Consider the following 16,796-nt stretch of genomic DNA (forward strand, 5'->3'; position numbering starts at 1 on the left):
TCTGATTTAAAATCCTGATTTCATGCGTCTTTTATTTTCATGGTTGAATCGAAAACCAGTTATTTTTTCTTACCTCTCAGTGTTTTTGGATGGCAATAGATTATTTTTTATCTCGGCCTAATATCATCAGGATTCTCTGGACGTGAGTTTTTAATAAAGAATGCCATGATTAATGCAATAACAGCAAAAATTGCTGCAACGATAAAGGAGATATTAACACCATGCAACATTCCAGCAACCCCCTGATCTGGAATGCTATTACTTGTCATTACCGTTACAAGAAGGGCGGTACCAACAGATCCTGCAACCTGTCGCATGGTATTGTTCATTGCTGTTCCATGCGGAATTAACTTGGTTGGAAGCTGGTTCAATCCAGCCGTCGTCACCGGCATCATAACCATAGAAATACCAAACATCCTTATCGCGTTAACAGCTGCGATATACGTGAATGTTGTCTCTTCTGTAAAAATCGCAAACATAAATGTTGTAATGACGAGAATGGTCACCCCTATAATGGATAGCCACCTTGCTCCAAATTTATCAAATAAACGTCCCGTAATAGGGCTCATAATCCCCATTAACAGAGCGCCCGGCAACAATGCTAATCCAGACTCTAACGCAGAAAAACCGAGCATATTTTGCATCATTAACGGCAATATAACAGCAGCACCGATCATGGCAATAAATAGCACCATACCAAGGACTGTCGTTATTGTAAATACACTATATTTAAATACCCGGAATTCCAGAATTGGTTGTTCTAACTTCAACTGTCTGAAAATAAACCACACGAGAGCAAGTGCACCAATGAGAAGCGATAAGACTACCTGCATACTTGTCCACCCACTATTACCAGCGGCGCTAAATCCATATAACAAACCACCAAACCCTAAAGTTGATAAAATAATGGATAAGATATCAAGCTTAGGGAATGTCCTATTGGTAACATTTTTAAGCAAAAGATAAGCAAAAATGATATCTAAAATGACAATCGGAAGAATTACATAGAATAAACTTCTCCACGGGAAATGATCGACAATCAAACCGGATAAAGTTGGGCCAATCGCTGGGGCAAATGCAATAACCAGGCCGAACATGCCCATTGCTGATCCACGTTTTTCAATTGGAAAAATCATGAACATGATTGTTTGCATTAATGGCATTATAATTCCTGCACCAGCAGCCTGGAGAACGCGCCCGGCCATTAAAATAGAGAAAACCGGAGCAATAGCACACATTAATGTACCTAAACCAAAGATAGTCATTGCAGTGAGGAATAATGCTCGGGTTGTAAAACGCTCAATTAAAAACGCTGTAATTGGGATCATAATTCCGTTTACAAGCATAAAAACAGATTGCAGCCACTGAGCGGTATTCGCATCCAGCTGTAAATCCGCCATAATATGGGGTAAAGCTGTAGCTAAAAGTGTCTGATTCAGAATCGCAACAAAAGCTCCAGAAAGCAATACAGCAATAAGTGGAGCTTTATTGAATGCAGGTTCATCCGGTTGTGCGCCGGACTGATTTTTAACCATAGTATTAAAACCTTCTTTCTTATTTAAACGAATATTTAATTTACAAAAAATGGGATAGGGTACGAAATTTATAGAACAACCGCTTCAACATGTAACGGCGAATAGGAACTAACGTATAGTTTATGAATATCACTCATTTTTAAGCACCATGAATTCATAAAGATAAAAGGTCGGATTCTTTTAAACTATAGAATCCAACCATTTTTGTTTATTCTATAAACTGTCTAGTACATGCCATGCCATTTTAACGATTTGACTTATTTCAAGCTCATAACTTGAGCCTTCAAAAACATGCTTCAGTGATAATAATACACTTTCCAGCAAAAAAAGACGCGGATTTTCTGACTGGAACTCCTTAAGCAAAAACTGAACATACTCATTATTTTTCGCTTTTTCTTCCTTTTCCAGCTTCTTAGTAAGGTTACTTAATCTAATAATTAATTGTTGCTTCATCTCCATATAATCCGTTGATAAACTGTCAATCGTTAAATCCAGCCAATTTTTTTGAAAAAAGGCTTTTTTATTTCCCTCACGAATGACAGGTTTCAATTGATCAAGCGCAAACTGAACAACCGTTTCAGTGGCCATTTCTGTATTCGCACCCAAATTCCAAACACGTATGATCTGATGAATGCAGCCAGTTAACATGACAGCATGATCTACCGCGTGGCGCGCCTCTTCTTCACCAAAAACATCAACCAGTCTTTTAGCAATCCAGTTCAATTCCTTTGTTTGGTTCTTTTTAAAGAATGCTTTTAAGTCATTATCATCTGAACATGCAACTGAACCAAAAATAGCCAGCAAATTGTGGTAACGGTTCATATCTAACCGAACAGCAATTTGTGATACGAGAACATTTTCGTCTGCTTTATTTTCGCCTTGCGCAAGTTCAATCCGTCTTCGCTCTGCTTTTTCGTTAACTGTTTCTAATATGGCAATCAGACATTCATTTTTTGAAGCAAAATAATTGTAAAACGTCCCTTTCGCAATTTGCGCTTCATCCAGAATGTCCTGGATCGATGTTTGGGCAAATCCATTTTCGGAAAACAATCGATGTGCTGCATCGGTTATTTGTTTTTTTCGCGGATTCATTATATCACCTTCTGTACCACTCGTCTATTTTATTTTACAACTAAAACCCTTTAATATCAACCACTTTTATTTAAAACGTTTAGACCAGATTATTTTTTTAGACTTGAAGTATAAAAAATAATCCAGGAAATTGAAGTAATATGGTAACAGAATGATATTCTAATATATTGTTGTCACATCTATTTTTGTTAACTAAACAACCTCGTTAACTGCTGTATTAGGAGACATTTAACGACGCTTTTAACACCTCAATTTGATAGATATTTTATTGAACAATAACGATTAACATATGTAAAACCTTTTAAAAATTTTGATGTCTAAGCAACCCTGAAAGTCAATTTAACATTGATATAACAACGAAAATGGCATACGTCATTTCGTATGCCATTGCCATTTATTCATTATGCATCCTCAAAACAGAATAAAATTGTCCCAAGTGTATTCCTACTGTTTATCCTTGTTATATTGCATGTAAACTACATGGGTGACAAGAAAATCTTCAATACCATGTTTTCCGTCTGTTCCGCCCAGGCCGGATTTTCTCATTCCTGCATGATACCCCTGTACCGCCTCAAAGTTTTCACGATTGACATATGTTTCACCGAATTTCAGCTCATTAATTACACGCATGGCTTCATTCATATCTTCTGTATAGACAGAAGAAGAAAGACCATAAACCGTATCATTACCTTTTTCGATTGCTTCATCAAGTGTTTGAAAGGTATCAATTGGGATAACAGGTCCAAAAATTTCCTCCTGCATAATATCGGATTCATGTGTCACATTCGTTAAGATTGTCGGCTTATAAAAATAGCCATTGTCCTGATTTGCACGTTCACCGCCAATAACTACTTCAGCACCGTTCTCTTTCGCTTTTTGCACCATATCATCCACTGTTTTAAGCCGGTCACCGCTAATTAGCGGACCAATATCTGCTTCCTTGTTTTGCCGTGGATTATCAATTGTCTGACTTTCAAACCTTTCCTTCAATTTATTTATAAAGGTGTCCGCAATATCTTCCTGAACATAGATGCGTTCCGCGTTTGTACAGGCTTGGCCATTGTTGGCAAGGCGGGATGTCGTAATATTTTCAGCAGCTACGTCCAGATCTGCATGTTTCGTGACAATAGCAGGTGCTTTGCCACCTAATTCTAGATTTACTTTCGTAATATTGGATGCAGCTGCTTCCATTACCTTTGTCCCCGCTGCAATGCTGCCGGTCATGGATATCATCGCAACTTTTTCATGGCTTGCCAATGCATTCCCAACCTCTGAACCAGTACCAGTCACAACATTGTACACACCTTTAGGGATTTCCTTCATTTTATCAACTATCTTCGTAAATTCCATTGTTGTATTTGGTGTTTTCTGACTTGGCTTTAGAACAAGCGTACAGCCAGTGACAAGTGCTGATGCCACTTTTCTGGCAAGAATGAATACCGGGAAATTCCATGGTACAATACCAGCTACAACACCAATCGGCTTCTTATAAATATAGATATTTTCATTTGGACGATCGCTCGGAACAATGTCACCCTCTATCCGACGTGCCCATTCCGACATATAATGAAAATAGTCAATCGCCAGATCTACTTCACCTTGCGCAAGGTCGTAATTTTTACCTTGTTCCTCCTGAAGCAAATCAATAAAGGTATCACGTTTCTCCTGAATCGCGTCACCTAATTTACGAACGATTTTCCCGCGTTCAATGTTTGGTTTTAATTCCCAGGATTTTTGGGCATCAAAAGCTGCTTGGACAGCTCTATCCACATCTTTATCTGTACCTCTGGGAGCTTGAGAGATTACCTCTTCTGTAGCCGGATTGATAATATCCAGCCATTCGTTCCCTGTAGAGTCTGTATACTTACCTTCAATATAAAGTTGATGTTTTTTCATCATAACGAGCCTCCTTGCAATTTAATGGTGACTACCTATTAATGGATATTCCACTTATTTTTTGCAGTTAAACTAGTACAGTTTTTTTAGATTTAAATATTGTTAAAATATAAAATTGAACCCTTTTAAAAGAAATAGATATTCTATATAACTACTACCGAAGGAGAGGAAAAAAGGCTTTACCTGTGCAGATCAAAAAAATACTGAAATTGAGCTAAATAGACGAAATTCGCACTGAATTAAATGAAACAAATGAAAACCCACAATTCCCCCCTAAAATAAACGCTACCTTCACATTTCCACAGATTTCTAAAATGAATGGAATTGTGAAGGTATATTGAATAAAACCTATCAGCTGTTTCCCCTACAAAATAACCTTTTATCTACTCCCAAAGCTTTACTCTGCACCTCTGTCACTGTCGAATTCTAGATCCTCTCCCTTTTGTAACTCTTGATCTGTTTGATCAGGATCTTCATCATGGATAAAGGATTTGTTTTCTTGATTCTCTTTATCCTCCAGGTTCGCATCATTTTCATAATGGGTTGGGTTATTCTTTATATCATTCTGCTGCTCATTCGAATCGTTATTATCAACGGTACAAGCTGATAATAAACTTAACGAAACCAAACTAGAAAAGATTAAAACTTTCCAATTGACTCTCATTATATGTACCACCTTACTTTTCATTTTTTAGAGGTTGTTCAAAAAGTCCTTTTAGTTAACATTAATATGTCCCTAAAATGACAATCATAGTCTTGAAACATTCATCCATTTATTTGGTGATATTGTTGTTTTAAAGGAAAATACCTGCTCCACAATAGAAGGCAGGTATTTTAATCTCTTTATATAATGGAGAGGAATACTCCTACCTAAATATGAGAGCTTACTTAGGTGAGGTCAACTAACAAATAATCAATAGCAATGAAAGAAACAACGGATTAAAAACACTTAAACAAGAGAGCCGCCTTGCTTAAGGTACGTTTCAATTCCTTCTGCAGCTCTATAAGATAAAGCACCTAATGTACCAGTCGGATTGAAACAACTATTATGAGGAAATGCTGAAGCCCCGACGACAAATACATTTTCAGCATCCCACATCTGTTGATAAGAGTTAATTGCTGACGTTTCAGGTTCAGCCCCCATAATGACGCCCCCAGTATTATGGGTGTTCGTATCGACGTTTACGTTGAAGGGTGCTTGTTCACCAACTGTATCTATATGATCTGGCCCCATCTCTTCAGCGATCGATCTTGTAACTTTCGCCATGTACTTCACTAACGCTTTGTCTTGTTCTGTATAATCATACGTTATGCGCAATAACGGCATGCCGTATGCATCTTTATAAGTAGGATCCAAATCAATATAATTTTGCCGGTGAGGCATACTGGCACCTTGTGATTTGACCTGGAGGATGCTATTTGTGTACTTAATCGATTGTTCCTTAAATTCTTTTCCCCACGAAGGCGTTCCAATTGGCACGTTATTATTGGCAATTGGCCGGTTCCCGTATTGTGTAGAACGGATTCCTGCTCCGTGAATAAAGTTCTCATTCGCATGGTCGAAATTATCACCTGTGAATTCGGGAATTTCAATCCCCAATGCCCCAGCACCAGCATATAGATTAAATTCTCTATCATTATAAAATAAAGTAGAGTACCCGGAACTTACTTGGTAACAATAGTTTTTGCCAATAACACCTGTCCCGTCTGCTGGATTATACGGTTTACCGAGTCCAGAATTAAGCAGAAGTCTTGCATTATTAAATACATAGCTTGCGACGACCACTACTTCTGCAGGCTGTTCAAATTCCTCCCCGGTAAGTGCATCCACATAAATAACACCAGTAGCTTTCGTCCCATCATTTAAAATTCGCGTTACATTAGCATGTGTACGCAGGTCAAGGTTACCCGTTTCTTGTGCAACAGGCAGAACAGTTACAACCGGGTCCGCTTTTGCGCCATACTCACAACCAAAGTTTTCGCAGTACGCACAGTATTGACAAGCTGCACGTGCAATTCCATCTGGGTTTTCGTAATTCTCGGATAAATTCGCAGAAGGCATCATATAAGGTTTGTAACCAAGTTTTTTGGCTGCCTTTTCAAATTCCTCTAGTACGGGTGTTTTTAGCATTGGTTTGGTTGGATAAGGATTTGAACGGTGACCATATAATTCAACCGTCTCACCTGAAATACCGGACATTTTTTCAAAGGTATCGTAATATGGTTCTAACTCGTCATATGTAATGCCCCAATCCTGAAGTGGATAATCAGCTTTGATTTTGTTTTTCCCGTATCTTTCTTCCGTCATCGTTTTAATCTCAAAATCATATGGAAGAAAACGGTATGTTTGTCCATTCCAATGACTACCTGCGCCTCCAAGGCCATCCCCAACAATAAACGTACCATATTGGCGCATTGGGAGTGCTCTCATCTTGCTGTTATTACGATGTGTAACGGTTTCTTTGGATAAGTCTTGCATTAATTCTTCTCGATGCTGGAAGCGGAGTTCGTCATGGACCATAAGATAATCACTCATCTTCCTCTCTTTCCCTCGCTCGAGTCCGACGACTTTGATTCCAGCCTTTGTTAGTTCAGAGGCAATAATCCCCCCTGCCCAACCCATTCCAATGACAACAACAGGTTCTTTTGGTAATTTTGTAGCCATGTTTCTCAACCCTTTCTATTTTTGAACAACCTATTTCTTATGAATGTCCCATATGACTCTGGAGGCTGTTTGGTTCCAGTTCAATAAAATCCTTTTTTTGGATTTCATTGATATAACCCATTCTCGTACCAGGATACTTTCGCATTTCCCACCCCAGCATCTCTTTATTGCCACCATACATCGGATCTGCATAAACACCCTCCAGCGTTAACTGTCTGAGCAATTTGAAAAACTCAGTTGTAGAAACACCAGAAATCGAACCTGCTTTGCCTTCCTCAAAAGCAGCTAAAACGTCGTCTTGCTCTCCTGCCTCTAAGTCTAGAAACTGCCTTTCATAATTTTCGTTGCTGTAATTATCCAGTCTTTTTAAACCTAAGCGGAATAAATCTTGGCGTAATAGTTTGATTTGTTCACCTTGTGTTGGTTCAGGTTTATAAAATGGACCCAGCCGATAATCCTTTGCATTTACTCCCCATTGACTAGCAAGTTGATGATCAATATATATCGCAGCATTCAATTCCATAGCACCAGGGCCATTCTCACCCTCTGGAAAAATACGTTCCACCGCTGCATTTGTTGTTTGATATTCATCTGGGGTAAAAAACATTAAGGCAACATTTGGGTTAGCAACTTCAGCGACCGGCGGCGGAGTTTGTTCTGTTTGCACCTCCCCACCCCTTAAATTGCCAAGTAAGCCACCAAATGTCGCACCAATTGCAATCCCACCAACTGTTAATCCTGAATTTTTTAAAAAGGCACGTCTTGTACTATTTGTATTTGCTTGTTTTGTTATTTGATTGTTCTCCTTTTCCGTCACCATAACCCCTCCTAATATATAAAGAATAAGTAAATCCAACATATTTAGAGCTACACCATATTCTTATCTCAGATTGATAGTCTTTACGGCAAGTTCCCTTCATGATATAGATTAAGAAAGTTTCTTTCTTATCTGCACACAACGTCAATGTGGATGTGTTTTATACTTTTTTCCATAATTATGTCCAAAACTCGAGGTGAATAAACTTAATGCTATACCGGTAAATGTTTTTTTGCAGGTATGTATATATTCATAACACTTCCTAATTTAGGTATAAAATGCATTGCCACTAATTTAAGATATGGTATCTAATTTCCCAAAGGTATAATATGAATTTAGATATCATGCACGATTTCCGTGCTGAAAAAAAGAAGATATAGATAGTTGAGGCGAACGAGTTTTATTGCTAAGGAAGAGCTCAAGGGAATTTATCAAATTATCGAAATTTTAGATGGTCTCGCTATCGAAATAGCAACAAAAAATGCCAAGGAAGAGGAAGTGATTCCGAAGGAGAGTATTCGGGTATTGGCGGCAGAAACTTCTCAGGCAGAGAAGGAAGTAATGACGTCGCCATTCAAACTGCACTCTTTACTAAAAAAGGATGCGAGCGAATCATTCGATTTGCATTTGACCTTGCCAGGACTCATAATACGGCTGAAATTATTAAGAATTGAAGTAAGAGTAAGATTGAGGTGTGAATAAAAGTCTAACTTTTTTGTGCAAAATAAGTATTTTATCATGCGCTGGAATCTATTCCAGCGCGATTATTGTGTTTTAGTAGATTGCTAAATTCAAATTACCCTTTCCTTTATGAATATCTTTCCAAACACTCCACGGATAACGCTCTTCTGGCGGAGGGCAATGAACCTCTATCATTTCTTTTTTTACCGGATGCTCGAATCGTAATAAATTTGCCCATAGCGCGATTTGCTGTCCAGGTCGGTTAACCTTTTGTCCATATTTTTGATCACCAAATATTGGGGTTCCATTAGCAGATAGCTGAACACGTATTTGATGCGGCCTTCCCGTATGGAGCTGAACGGACAACAAACTTAAATCTTCTGTCTTTGCGATCATTTTATAATCAAGCACCGCTTTCTTAGCCTTTTGGTGATTGGCTGCTACCGTATAAACTTTGTTTTTACGAGTGTTTTTGAAGAGATAATGCTCCAATTTTGTCTCTGCTTGTATCGGCACCCCTCTTACAACAGCCATATATTTTCGTTCGATTGCTTGTCTCCGAACTAAATCCGACATTCGTGAAGCTGCTTTGGAGGTTTTAGCGAAAACCATCGTTCCACCAACTGGGCGATCCAAACGATGCACTAATCCAAGAAAAACATTTCCTGGTTTTTGATATCTATTTTTTAGGTCCTGTTTCAGCATCGACAAGAAGTCATTATCCCCTGTTCGATCTGCTTGCACCGGGATATTTACTGGCTTTTCTACAAGCAACAGATGATTATCCTCATATAAAACTGAAATTTCCACACATACCAATACTCCTTAACCCATGATGTTTCACATTCTAATTTTCATTTATCAAGAGACGACGAATTGATCACCCCAATTAAAACAATTAACCTACTACTCTAGTATGGTTCAATTCGAATGTCAAGGGTGGCAGTTTAAATTGGTTCTGAACAACTGTCAGCTTCTGAGCGTTTATCTCTTGAAAAGAAAAAAGAGGCTAAACTCATCATGTATGAATTCAGCCTCTGATCCAGTATTTCGTTTTAATACGAAAACTGGGCATATTACCTATACTATTAAGCAAGCACTCTATAACCAGCTTCCTGTACCACTTGTTCATACTCTTCTAAAAGCCCATCAAAAATCGCATCCCAAGCTTGCGTTTTCGCATATTTTTTTACCTCTAATCGCATTGTTTCTCTCTCCACCCGATTGGAAAGCATACGAATGATCGCTTCCGTAAAAGCATCATTATCCTTCTCTTCACATAAAATTCCTGTTACGCCATCCTTAATAATGGTTCGAACGCCACCAGCATTAACACCAATTACGGGTGTTCCGCATGCCATCGATTCTAGTACAACATTGCCGAAGGTTTCTGTGGCAGAAGGAAAAACAAATAAATTCGCCGCTGCATAAATTTCTGCTAAATCCTCTCCAGTTATATAGCCTGCAAACGTCATGTTAGTCGAGGCAGTCTGTTCCATTTCATCTTTTAATGGTCCGTCACCCACTATTAGCCAGTGAACATTATCGATTCCTTTTTGAAGCAGCTTTTTATTAATGTCTGGCAGTAAGTTAACATCTTTTTCTGGTGAAATTCTTCCAACATATAGCAGAATGTATTTTTCTTTAATCTGATATGCATCTCTAACACGCTGCTCATTATAGTTACTATGATACGTTGATATATCTACACCGCGAGACCAAATCGATAAATTTGTAAATCCACGCTTTTGTAATTGTTCTTTTGTATCTGTTGAAGGAACAAAAATTTTCTTTAACGGGCGATGAAACCAGTGCATATATTTCCAAAGTACCCTTGATAAAAATTGCATATCATAATAGGCCAAGTATTTATCAAAATTGGTATGGTAGGATCCTACAACCGGGATGTTTAACTTTTTCGCGTAATGCAGTCCACAAAGCCCCATATTAAATGGAGTAGCAACATGAATAATATCAGGCTGAAATAGCTGTAATTCCTCTCTTACATTTGACATTTTCGGCAATGCTAATCGACATTCTTGATATAGAAAAAAAGGTAAACTAAGAAAACGATGAACATTACTTGAATATAAGTCTTCATTCGAACTTTTAGGTGCAAACACGCGGTATTCAATTCCTTGTTCATCTAGATATTCCGTAAAGCGTTTTAACGTTTTAGCGACCCCATTCACTTCTGGTGCAAAGGTATCTGTAAAAATAGCAATTTTCAAGCCCATCCACCCCACATTAAGTTTTTAAAAATTAACATGTAAATAGGTATAAACGACTTTTATGACAAGATAAGCATACGAATAAAAGAAAGTGATAACATGCCTACTGTTGTCCCAAATAAACACCCTACAAGTACATCTGTAGGATAATGAAGCCCTAAATAAATCCGCGATAATCCAACAGCAATGCCCAATGGCAGTAAAACGGTGGTCATTATAGGATAATAAAATATAAATGGAATTATGATTGCAAATATTGCTGTTGTATGTCCTGAAGGAAAGGAGTGATCCTGTAATGGATTTTCCATAACATGTATTTTTTCTAAGCTTACATATGGTCTTTTGCGAGGAAACAGCTTTTTTAGAAGTGCAACTGGAAGATGACTAAGTGTTAAAGCTACTGCACTAGCAATCGCAAGTAATTGAATCGTTCCAGAGGTGAAAAGCATTAGAATTAGTACGGTGGCTATCGTAAACCTTGCACCACCAAAATGCGTAACCGTTCGAAAAAAGGTGTTCACATACTTTCTTTCAAAGTATTGGTTTAACAAACGAAACAAGTGAATTTCAGTTGTATAAAACCAATTTAAGAACTTGACCATTCTGTTTATCCCTCCATTAATTTATTCGTACCCTCATATCCATTTTAATGAATGAATATTTAGTCAATAATAATTTAATGTAAATTTATTTATATTTATAGGACAGATTTGCAGGACTTCATAATTTTAATACAAATGTAATTTTTGTAATTCTAGCTCCCATATAAAGCAGTATGCTTCAATTCTTTCATACCTCTATTGTTACAATCCTCCCATTTTCCGATACCAAGTTAAAATTACCGAGTTTCTTATACGTATGGAAGGGTATTTAATTGCAAAGCCAATACAATTTGGCCCCTGCTAAGGAGGTTTTCTATGGAAACACCGAAGAAAATAATCGAAAAACCCGGTGTACAAGCTTCATTTATTGCTGGTGGGATTACTTTTTTAGCTACTACTGCACCTTTTTTACTCCCTAAAGTAAGAAAAGGGATTCGCATTGCAATGCCAAAAGTAAAAAACATAATCAAACGAGCAGACGATCCGACGGAAATCAAGCAAGCAGTAAAATCAGAAATGAAAGACGAAATGGCTGAACAATTCCGTAATAAGCTAACAGAAGGCATTCAATCCAAAGCGCATGAAGCTGCAGAAAAGCTGAAGAAAAAGAAAGATGAAAATGCAAAAAAGATTCATGCTAATGCAGAAAAAGCAGAAAACAAAATGCAGCATGCGCTCTTACAGGTGAAGGAAAAAGTAGCTGGTGCCAAAGAAACTGGACAGAAATTCCAGAGCAAATTAAGAAAAAGGACAGGATCAGACTCAAGTATTCGTGGTGTGAATCACATCAAGGGTGTAAGTCATATAAAAAGTGCTGCATCTATTAAAAGCTCTACGAAAATTAAAGGTCCAAGAAGTATTAAACATTATGCAGACGTTAAATAATGCAAAGCTTAATCGTAAGTAAATTCAACATCCAGAAAGGAGCATGTTATAAATGGCTATTCAAAAGTCAACCGATAGTTCAAGTTTAGCAGAGGTAATTGACCGCATATTAGATAAAGGGATTGTAATTGATGCTTTCGCAAGGGTTTCCGTAGTAGGGATTGAATTAATTACCATTGAGGCACGAGTTGTTATTGCGAGTGTCGATACATGGTTACGATATGCAGAGGCCGTTGGTTTATTGCAAGATGACTTTGAAGAAGATGGTCTCTCAGATCGTTTATCTGCACGCGGAGATAGTTTGGAGTATCAAGAGGAAGAAGCATAACGTTTAACTTACAAACTGGAATTAGAATATCGTACATGTTCTAATTCCAGTCATACTTACAACAACAATATAAGGAAGTGAAACATATGAAAATAATGGAGGAAGTAAAGCAGTTTTTTAACGATAATATCGCCCCTCCACATAAAATAATTTCTGTGAAAAAACAAGAAGAAAATGGCGAGAGCAGCTGGCGGGCATTAGTAGAAGTCATCGAGGAAAAAGAATATATGAAAAAATATGCCAATGACCAAATGATTGGATTATACGAAGTTTTTCTCGATACGGAATCCGAGGTTACCGGATTTTCAAGAATCAGTCTTCGGTTCCGAAGTGATTTAGAGGAACAGGCTTAGGTGAACGGGAGGATTAAACATGACCGATGACACAGAGACAAGCCAAACTAGCTTATATGAACATTCAGCTTACTACAAAGGGATTATTAAACGGTCATTACGATATCTGGATACCGGCTATCCCCTCCATTTCACTGGTCCTTCGGGAATTGGCAAAACAACACTCGCTCTTCATATAGCGAAACAGAGAAAACGTCCCGTCATGTTGATCAATGGAAATAAAGATCTCTCAACAGAAGATTTTATTGGTGCTTTTACAGGTTATAAACGCAGAAAATTAAAGGATAATTATGTTCGAAGCGTTCATAAAATCGAAGAAAATGTTACCGAATCCTGGTCAGACGGTCGGTTACTGGAAGCAGTGAAAAAAGGTTACACACTTGTATATGATGAATTTACACGTTCCAAGCCAGAGATTAATAATATATTTTTACCTATTCTGGAAGAGAAGATTTTACCTCTCTATGGAACCAAGCAAAAAAGATCCTTTATAAAAGTTCACCCGGATTTCTCCGTTATCTTTACTAGTAATCCTGTAGAATATGCTGGTGTCTATAAAACCCAGGATGCTCTGCTGGACCGGATGGTAACACTGACACTTGGTTCGTTGGAAAAAGAAGCTGAAATTACAGCCGTAATCAATAAAACAGAGATTGAGCGGGAAAAAGCACAAGCAATCGTTGAATTTATGATGAAAATCAGGAAACTTTGTCATACGAGTCAAGATTTTCAAGGGCCTTCATTAAGAGCATCCATCATGATAGCTGAATTAGCAAAACGGTATGACATACCAATTAACGGTTCAAATGAAGAGTTTAATCAGTTGTGTTTTGACATTACATGGTTCCCTCTTCAGGCATGTATGGAAGACAAGCATAAACAACGGGCGAAAAGGCAACTCGTACATGAATGCAAAAAAATTACGTTAGGGTGAATGAAATGAGTGAAGAGCAAGGAATATATGTTTTTTGTGGTATTCAGACAAATAATGAAACAACGTTTGGAACCATTCATTTTGAAGGACAAGAAAGAGAGATTTACACCGTTCATTATAAAGACGCAGCAATGGTTGTCACACGAGCTCCTATGAAAATCTATCATCCTAGTAAAGAAAATCTAATGATGCATCAAGAAGTGCTTTCAAGGGTAATGGAAACAATGGACACAGTCGTACCAATTAGTTTTGGAAATTTATTTCAAACCGAAGAAGATGTCATCGCCTTAGCTGAAAGCCTCTATCCTCAGTTGTTGAAGATTTTCCCTCAAATTAAAGGGAAAATCGAGGTTGGTTTAAAGGTTGTCGGCAAGAAAGATTGGCTAGAGAAAAACATCATGCAAAATGATGATGTTATGAAGAAAAAACAGGTAGTTCGTTCCAAATCTGAGGCTGCCGGATACTTTGATCGGATTCAACTTGGGGAGATGGCGAAGAACTTCTTTCAATCGCTGCAGAATGAAATCAAATCAGAAATACATGATTCATTAGTACCTCTTGCTGAAGCGAATGAAATCAATGATCCAATCGGTGAAAAAATGCTTCTTAATGCAGCATACCTGATAGACCGTGATAAAGAGGCAGAATTCGATGAACATGTAAATAAACTTCATGATAGATGGCAGGATAAAGTGGAATTTAAATATACAGGACCATGGCCAGCGTATAACTTTATCAATATTAAATTGAAAATAGAGGAACCCTCGACATGATTCAAAAAATCTTCACTTCGCCGATAAACTTAATTGTAAAAATTGGGGAAAAGGTTCAAGAAGAAGTGGAAAAAGAGCTATACGATCTGGAACATATCCAAAAGAAATTGATTCACCTGCAGATGATGTATGAGCTTGAAGAAATTGATGAGGATTCTTACAAGCAATCAGAGAAAGAACTGTTAATACGTTATGAGATTGCTAAAAAACGAGAAATGGAACAAATAAATGAGTTAACAAAACGAAAAAAGTGAGGATGGAATATGGAGAAATTAATCTATCTATATGGAATTATACCAGCTGGCGGAATAGATGCGGCTCCCCTTCCCTCTCTTAAAGGGTTAGATGAGAAGTCGCAGATTTATAGACTTCCATTCGAAAATGTCGAAGCAATTGTCTGTGAGCTAGATCCAGTGGAATACAGTGAAAAGGAGCTCGAAAAAAAAACAAATGATGTAAACTGGCTCCATCAGAAAGCATTTCATCATCACGAAACATTGATGAAACTGTATGAGCGATATCCCATCATACCGATGAAATTCTGTACCCTCTATTCTGGTCTGGAAAGTCTAAAAAACACAATCAATACCCATCAAAAGCGTATGCTTCAATTACTTGATAACATCGCTGATAAAGAAGAATGGATATTAAAACTCTATTGTGAGCGAGATAAAATAAAAGAAATAGTGGCGTGTAATAATGAAACAATAGAAGCTAAAAAAGAAAAAATTGCTGCCATGTCACCAGGTCGACAATACTTGGAAAAAAGAAGGCTTGATCAACTAATTGATCAAGAGACAGAGAAAGAAACACATGTCTTTTCAGAAACGATTCATGAGAAACTAGCAGCATTAAGCGTCGACCACGAAGTGAAAAGAAATTGGAATAAGGATGTAACTGGCCGTCAAGAGGAAATGTGCTGGAATAGTGTCTATATGGTGGATAAATCCGAAATAACCAACTTTAAATCTAGCATTAAAGAGCTACAGGAAAAATGGGCAGAATCAGGCTGGTACTTCGAGGTTACAGGACCATGGCCATCCTACCATTTTGCCAGAATTAGCTAGTTTGGAGGATACACATGGAATTGGAAAATAAAGAGGTTGGTCTTATTGATATACTCGATGTAGTTCTGGATAAAGGTGTAGCAATTAAAGGAGACCTCATCCTCTCTATCGCTGGAATCGATTTAGTCTATCTTGATTTGCGCGTATTGATTTCATCGGTTGAAACACTAATTGAGTCGAATAAGGAAACTGCTGAAAAATTATCATCGAAACAATTTGATTATGAAAAGGAGGAGTTGGATCGTGTCATCCATCAATCTTAATAATCAACCAGCATCTCTAGCAGGTCTTGACCATCGACCAGAAAAAAGCGGACGTATTGAACTTGACCCAGAAGGTGCTGAAGAAGGTCTTGCCCAGCTCGTCCTTACCGTCATCGAGCTATTACGTCAACTTGTGGAAAGACAAGCAATTCGCCGCGTGGACGGAGGGAATCTGACGGAAGAGGAAATTGAAAAACTCGGTGTAGCGTTAATGAATTTAGATATGAAAATGGAAGAATTAAAAGAAATTTTTAATTTTACAGATGAAGATTTGAACATTGATTTGGGTCCATTAGGAAATTTACTATAGGTTGAATGAAAATTGAAACAGGATTTCACAGGGAGGGTAAGACATGGCTAATGGAAACTCCCCACAAACAACTGGTGGTTCCAGTAATTTGGTTGACGTTCTCGAAACGGTATTGGATAAAGGGGTTGTCATTGCGGGAGATATACGGGTAGGAATTGCAGATGTGGAACTGCTTTCCATCAAAATCAGATTAATTGTCGCATCCGTTGATAAAGCAAAAGAGATTGGAATGGACTGGTGGGAAACAGACCCATACCTAAACTCGCAAGCAGCGTTGCAGGAACAGGATAAATTAAAAGAGGAAAATCAAAAGTTACTAGAGCGATTGGAAAAATTGGAAGGTAAACTGTCTAGCGAAAGCTAG

Annotated in this window: 20 protein-coding genes; 11 read left to right on the forward strand and 9 right to left on the reverse strand. The window is 37.8% G+C overall.

What is annotated here, in order from left to right; all coding sequences use genetic code 11:
* Positions 1-107: 107 nt before the first annotated feature.
* From NST46_RS01650 to NST46_RS01675, 6 genes are all read right to left on the reverse strand, one after another.
* On the reverse strand, positions 108-1,535 hold the full coding sequence (locus NST46_RS01650; protein WP_341136652.1) for an MDR family MFS transporter: 1,428 nt from the start codon (positions 1,533-1,535) through the stop codon (positions 108-110).
* Positions 1,536-1,748: 213 nt separating this feature from the next.
* Positions 1,749-2,627, reverse strand: a complete 879-nt coding sequence (locus tag NST46_RS01655; RefSeq protein ID WP_341136653.1) for a TetR/AcrR family transcriptional regulator — start codon at positions 2,625-2,627, stop codon at positions 1,749-1,751.
* A 444-nt stretch (positions 2,628-3,071) separates the two neighbouring features.
* On the reverse strand, positions 3,072-4,523 hold the full coding sequence (gene aldA / locus NST46_RS01660; RefSeq protein ID WP_118890332.1) for an aldehyde dehydrogenase: 1,452 nt from the start codon (positions 4,521-4,523) through the stop codon (positions 3,072-3,074).
* A gap of 397 nt (positions 4,524-4,920) precedes the next feature.
* Entirely contained in the window at positions 4,921-5,187 is a 267-nt protein-coding gene (locus NST46_RS01665; protein WP_341136654.1) for a hypothetical protein, read from the reverse strand.
* Between the two features lie 285 nt (positions 5,188-5,472).
* Positions 5,473-7,188: a GMC family oxidoreductase gene (locus tag NST46_RS01670; protein WP_118890322.1), complete on the reverse strand. Its 1,716-nt coding sequence runs from the start codon at positions 7,186-7,188 to the stop codon at positions 5,473-5,475.
* Between the two features lie 37 nt (positions 7,189-7,225).
* Positions 7,226-8,005, reverse strand: coding sequence for a gluconate 2-dehydrogenase subunit 3 family protein (locus NST46_RS01675; protein WP_341136655.1), 780 nt, complete (start codon positions 8,003-8,005; stop codon positions 7,226-7,228).
* A 384-nt stretch (positions 8,006-8,389) separates the two neighbouring features.
* Between NST46_RS01675 and NST46_RS01680 the strand changes: the two genes are divergently transcribed.
* Complete coding sequence (locus NST46_RS01680; protein WP_336623543.1) at positions 8,390-8,707, forward strand: hypothetical protein; 318 nt, start codon at positions 8,390-8,392, stop codon at positions 8,705-8,707.
* A gap of 72 nt (positions 8,708-8,779) precedes the next feature.
* Here NST46_RS01680 and NST46_RS01685 read toward each other — a convergent pair whose 3' ends face one another.
* From NST46_RS01685 to NST46_RS01695, 3 genes are all read right to left on the reverse strand, one after another.
* Entirely contained in the window at positions 8,780-9,496 is a 717-nt protein-coding gene (locus NST46_RS01685; protein ID WP_303447475.1) for an RluA family pseudouridine synthase, read from the reverse strand.
* A 278-nt stretch (positions 9,497-9,774) separates the two neighbouring features.
* Positions 9,775-10,917: a glycosyltransferase family 4 protein gene (locus NST46_RS01690; RefSeq protein WP_303447474.1), complete on the reverse strand. Its 1,143-nt coding sequence runs from the start codon at positions 10,915-10,917 to the stop codon at positions 9,775-9,777.
* Between the two features lie 59 nt (positions 10,918-10,976).
* A complete protein-coding gene (locus NST46_RS01695; RefSeq protein ID WP_095313306.1) occupies positions 10,977-11,519 on the reverse strand; it encodes a phosphatase PAP2 family protein in 543 nt (180 codons plus the stop codon).
* Between the two features lie 315 nt (positions 11,520-11,834).
* Here NST46_RS01695 and gvpQ point away from each other — a divergent pair, with 315 nt between their 5' ends.
* From gvpQ to gvpJ, 10 genes are all read left to right on the forward strand, one after another.
* A complete protein-coding gene (gene gvpQ / locus NST46_RS01700) occupies positions 11,835-12,404 on the forward strand; it encodes a gas vesicle protein GvpQ (protein WP_095313308.1) in 570 nt (189 codons plus the stop codon).
* A 52-nt stretch (positions 12,405-12,456) separates the two neighbouring features.
* Entirely contained in the window at positions 12,457-12,732 is a 276-nt protein-coding gene (gvpA, locus tag NST46_RS01705; RefSeq protein WP_095313309.1) for a gas vesicle structural protein GvpA, read from the forward strand.
* Positions 12,733-12,809: 77 nt separating this feature from the next.
* Positions 12,810-13,085 (forward strand): gas vesicle protein GvpO, encoded by a 276-nt coding sequence (gene gvpO, locus NST46_RS01710; RefSeq protein WP_095313311.1) that lies wholly within the window; start codon positions 12,810-12,812, stop codon positions 13,083-13,085.
* 19 nt (positions 13,086-13,104) lie between these two features.
* Positions 13,105-14,019, forward strand: a complete 915-nt coding sequence (gvpN, locus tag NST46_RS01715; RefSeq protein WP_251659394.1) for a gas vesicle protein GvpN — start codon at positions 13,105-13,107, stop codon at positions 14,017-14,019.
* 5 nt (positions 14,020-14,024) lie between these two features.
* The gene (locus tag NST46_RS01720; protein ID WP_095313314.1) at positions 14,025-14,792 is read left to right on the forward strand and encodes a GvpL/GvpF family gas vesicle protein; all 768 of its coding nucleotides are present in this window, start codon (positions 14,025-14,027) and stop codon (positions 14,790-14,792) included.
* Positions 14,789-15,046 (forward strand): gas vesicle protein GvpG, encoded by a 258-nt coding sequence (locus NST46_RS01725; protein WP_095313316.1) that lies wholly within the window; start codon positions 14,789-14,791, stop codon positions 15,044-15,046. The genes NST46_RS01720 and NST46_RS01725 overlap by 4 nt, the downstream gene beginning before the upstream one ends.
* Positions 15,047-15,055: 9 nt before the next feature.
* The gene (locus NST46_RS01730; RefSeq protein WP_303447473.1) at positions 15,056-15,859 is read left to right on the forward strand and encodes a GvpL/GvpF family gas vesicle protein; all 804 of its coding nucleotides are present in this window, start codon (positions 15,056-15,058) and stop codon (positions 15,857-15,859) included.
* 14 nt (positions 15,860-15,873) lie between these two features.
* Positions 15,874-16,122: a gas vesicle protein gene (locus NST46_RS01735; protein ID WP_095313319.1), complete on the forward strand. Its 249-nt coding sequence runs from the start codon at positions 15,874-15,876 to the stop codon at positions 16,120-16,122.
* Positions 16,112-16,432: a gas vesicle protein K gene (locus NST46_RS01740; protein WP_240033863.1), complete on the forward strand. Its 321-nt coding sequence runs from the start codon at positions 16,112-16,114 to the stop codon at positions 16,430-16,432. Before NST46_RS01735 ends, NST46_RS01740 begins: the two co-directional genes overlap by 11 nt.
* Positions 16,433-16,475: 43 nt before the next feature.
* Positions 16,476-16,796 (forward strand): gas vesicle protein, encoded by a 321-nt coding sequence (gvpJ, locus tag NST46_RS01745; RefSeq protein ID WP_095313321.1) that lies wholly within the window; start codon positions 16,476-16,478, stop codon positions 16,794-16,796.

It is taken from the genome of Oceanobacillus sp. FSL W7-1309 (assembly GCF_038002145.1).
Lineage (GTDB): Bacteria > Bacillota > Bacilli > Bacillales > Amphibacillaceae > Oceanobacillus > Oceanobacillus profundus.

Bases quoted from the DNA above. Each gene is read 5' to 3' on its own strand.
- NST46_RS01650 (WP_341136652.1), bottom strand. From the start codon at position 1,535: ATGGTTAAAAATCAGTCCGGCGCACAACCGGATGAACCTGCATTCAAT.
- NST46_RS01655 (WP_341136653.1), bottom strand. From the start codon at position 2,627: ATGAATCCGCGAAAAAAACAAATAACCGATGCAGCACATCGATTGTTT.
- aldA (WP_118890332.1), bottom strand. From the start codon at position 4,523: ATGAAAAAACATCAACTTTATATTGAAGGTAAGTATACAGACTCTACA.
- NST46_RS01665 (WP_341136654.1), bottom strand. From the start codon at position 5,187: ATGAGAGTCAATTGGAAAGTTTTAATCTTTTCTAGTTTGGTTTCGTTA.
- NST46_RS01670 (WP_118890322.1), bottom strand. From the start codon at position 7,188: ATGGCTACAAAATTACCAAAAGAACCTGTTGTTGTCATTGGAATGGGT.
- NST46_RS01695 (WP_095313306.1), bottom strand. From the start codon at position 11,519: ATGGTCAAGTTCTTAAATTGGTTTTATACAACTGAAATTCACTTGTTT.
- gvpQ (WP_095313308.1), top strand. From the start codon at position 11,835: ATGGAAACACCGAAGAAAATAATCGAAAAACCCGGTGTACAAGCTTCA.
- gvpA (WP_095313309.1), top strand. From the start codon at position 12,457: ATGGCTATTCAAAAGTCAACCGATAGTTCAAGTTTAGCAGAGGTAATT.
- gvpN (WP_251659394.1), top strand. From the start codon at position 13,105: ATGACCGATGACACAGAGACAAGCCAAACTAGCTTATATGAACATTCA.
- NST46_RS01720 (WP_095313314.1), top strand. From the start codon at position 14,025: ATGAGTGAAGAGCAAGGAATATATGTTTTTTGTGGTATTCAGACAAAT.
- NST46_RS01725 (WP_095313316.1), top strand. From the start codon at position 14,789: ATGATTCAAAAAATCTTCACTTCGCCGATAAACTTAATTGTAAAAATT.
- NST46_RS01730 (WP_303447473.1), top strand. From the start codon at position 15,056: ATGGAGAAATTAATCTATCTATATGGAATTATACCAGCTGGCGGAATA.
- NST46_RS01735 (WP_095313319.1), top strand. From the start codon at position 15,874: ATGGAATTGGAAAATAAAGAGGTTGGTCTTATTGATATACTCGATGTA.
- gvpJ (WP_095313321.1), top strand. From the start codon at position 16,476: ATGGCTAATGGAAACTCCCCACAAACAACTGGTGGTTCCAGTAATTTG.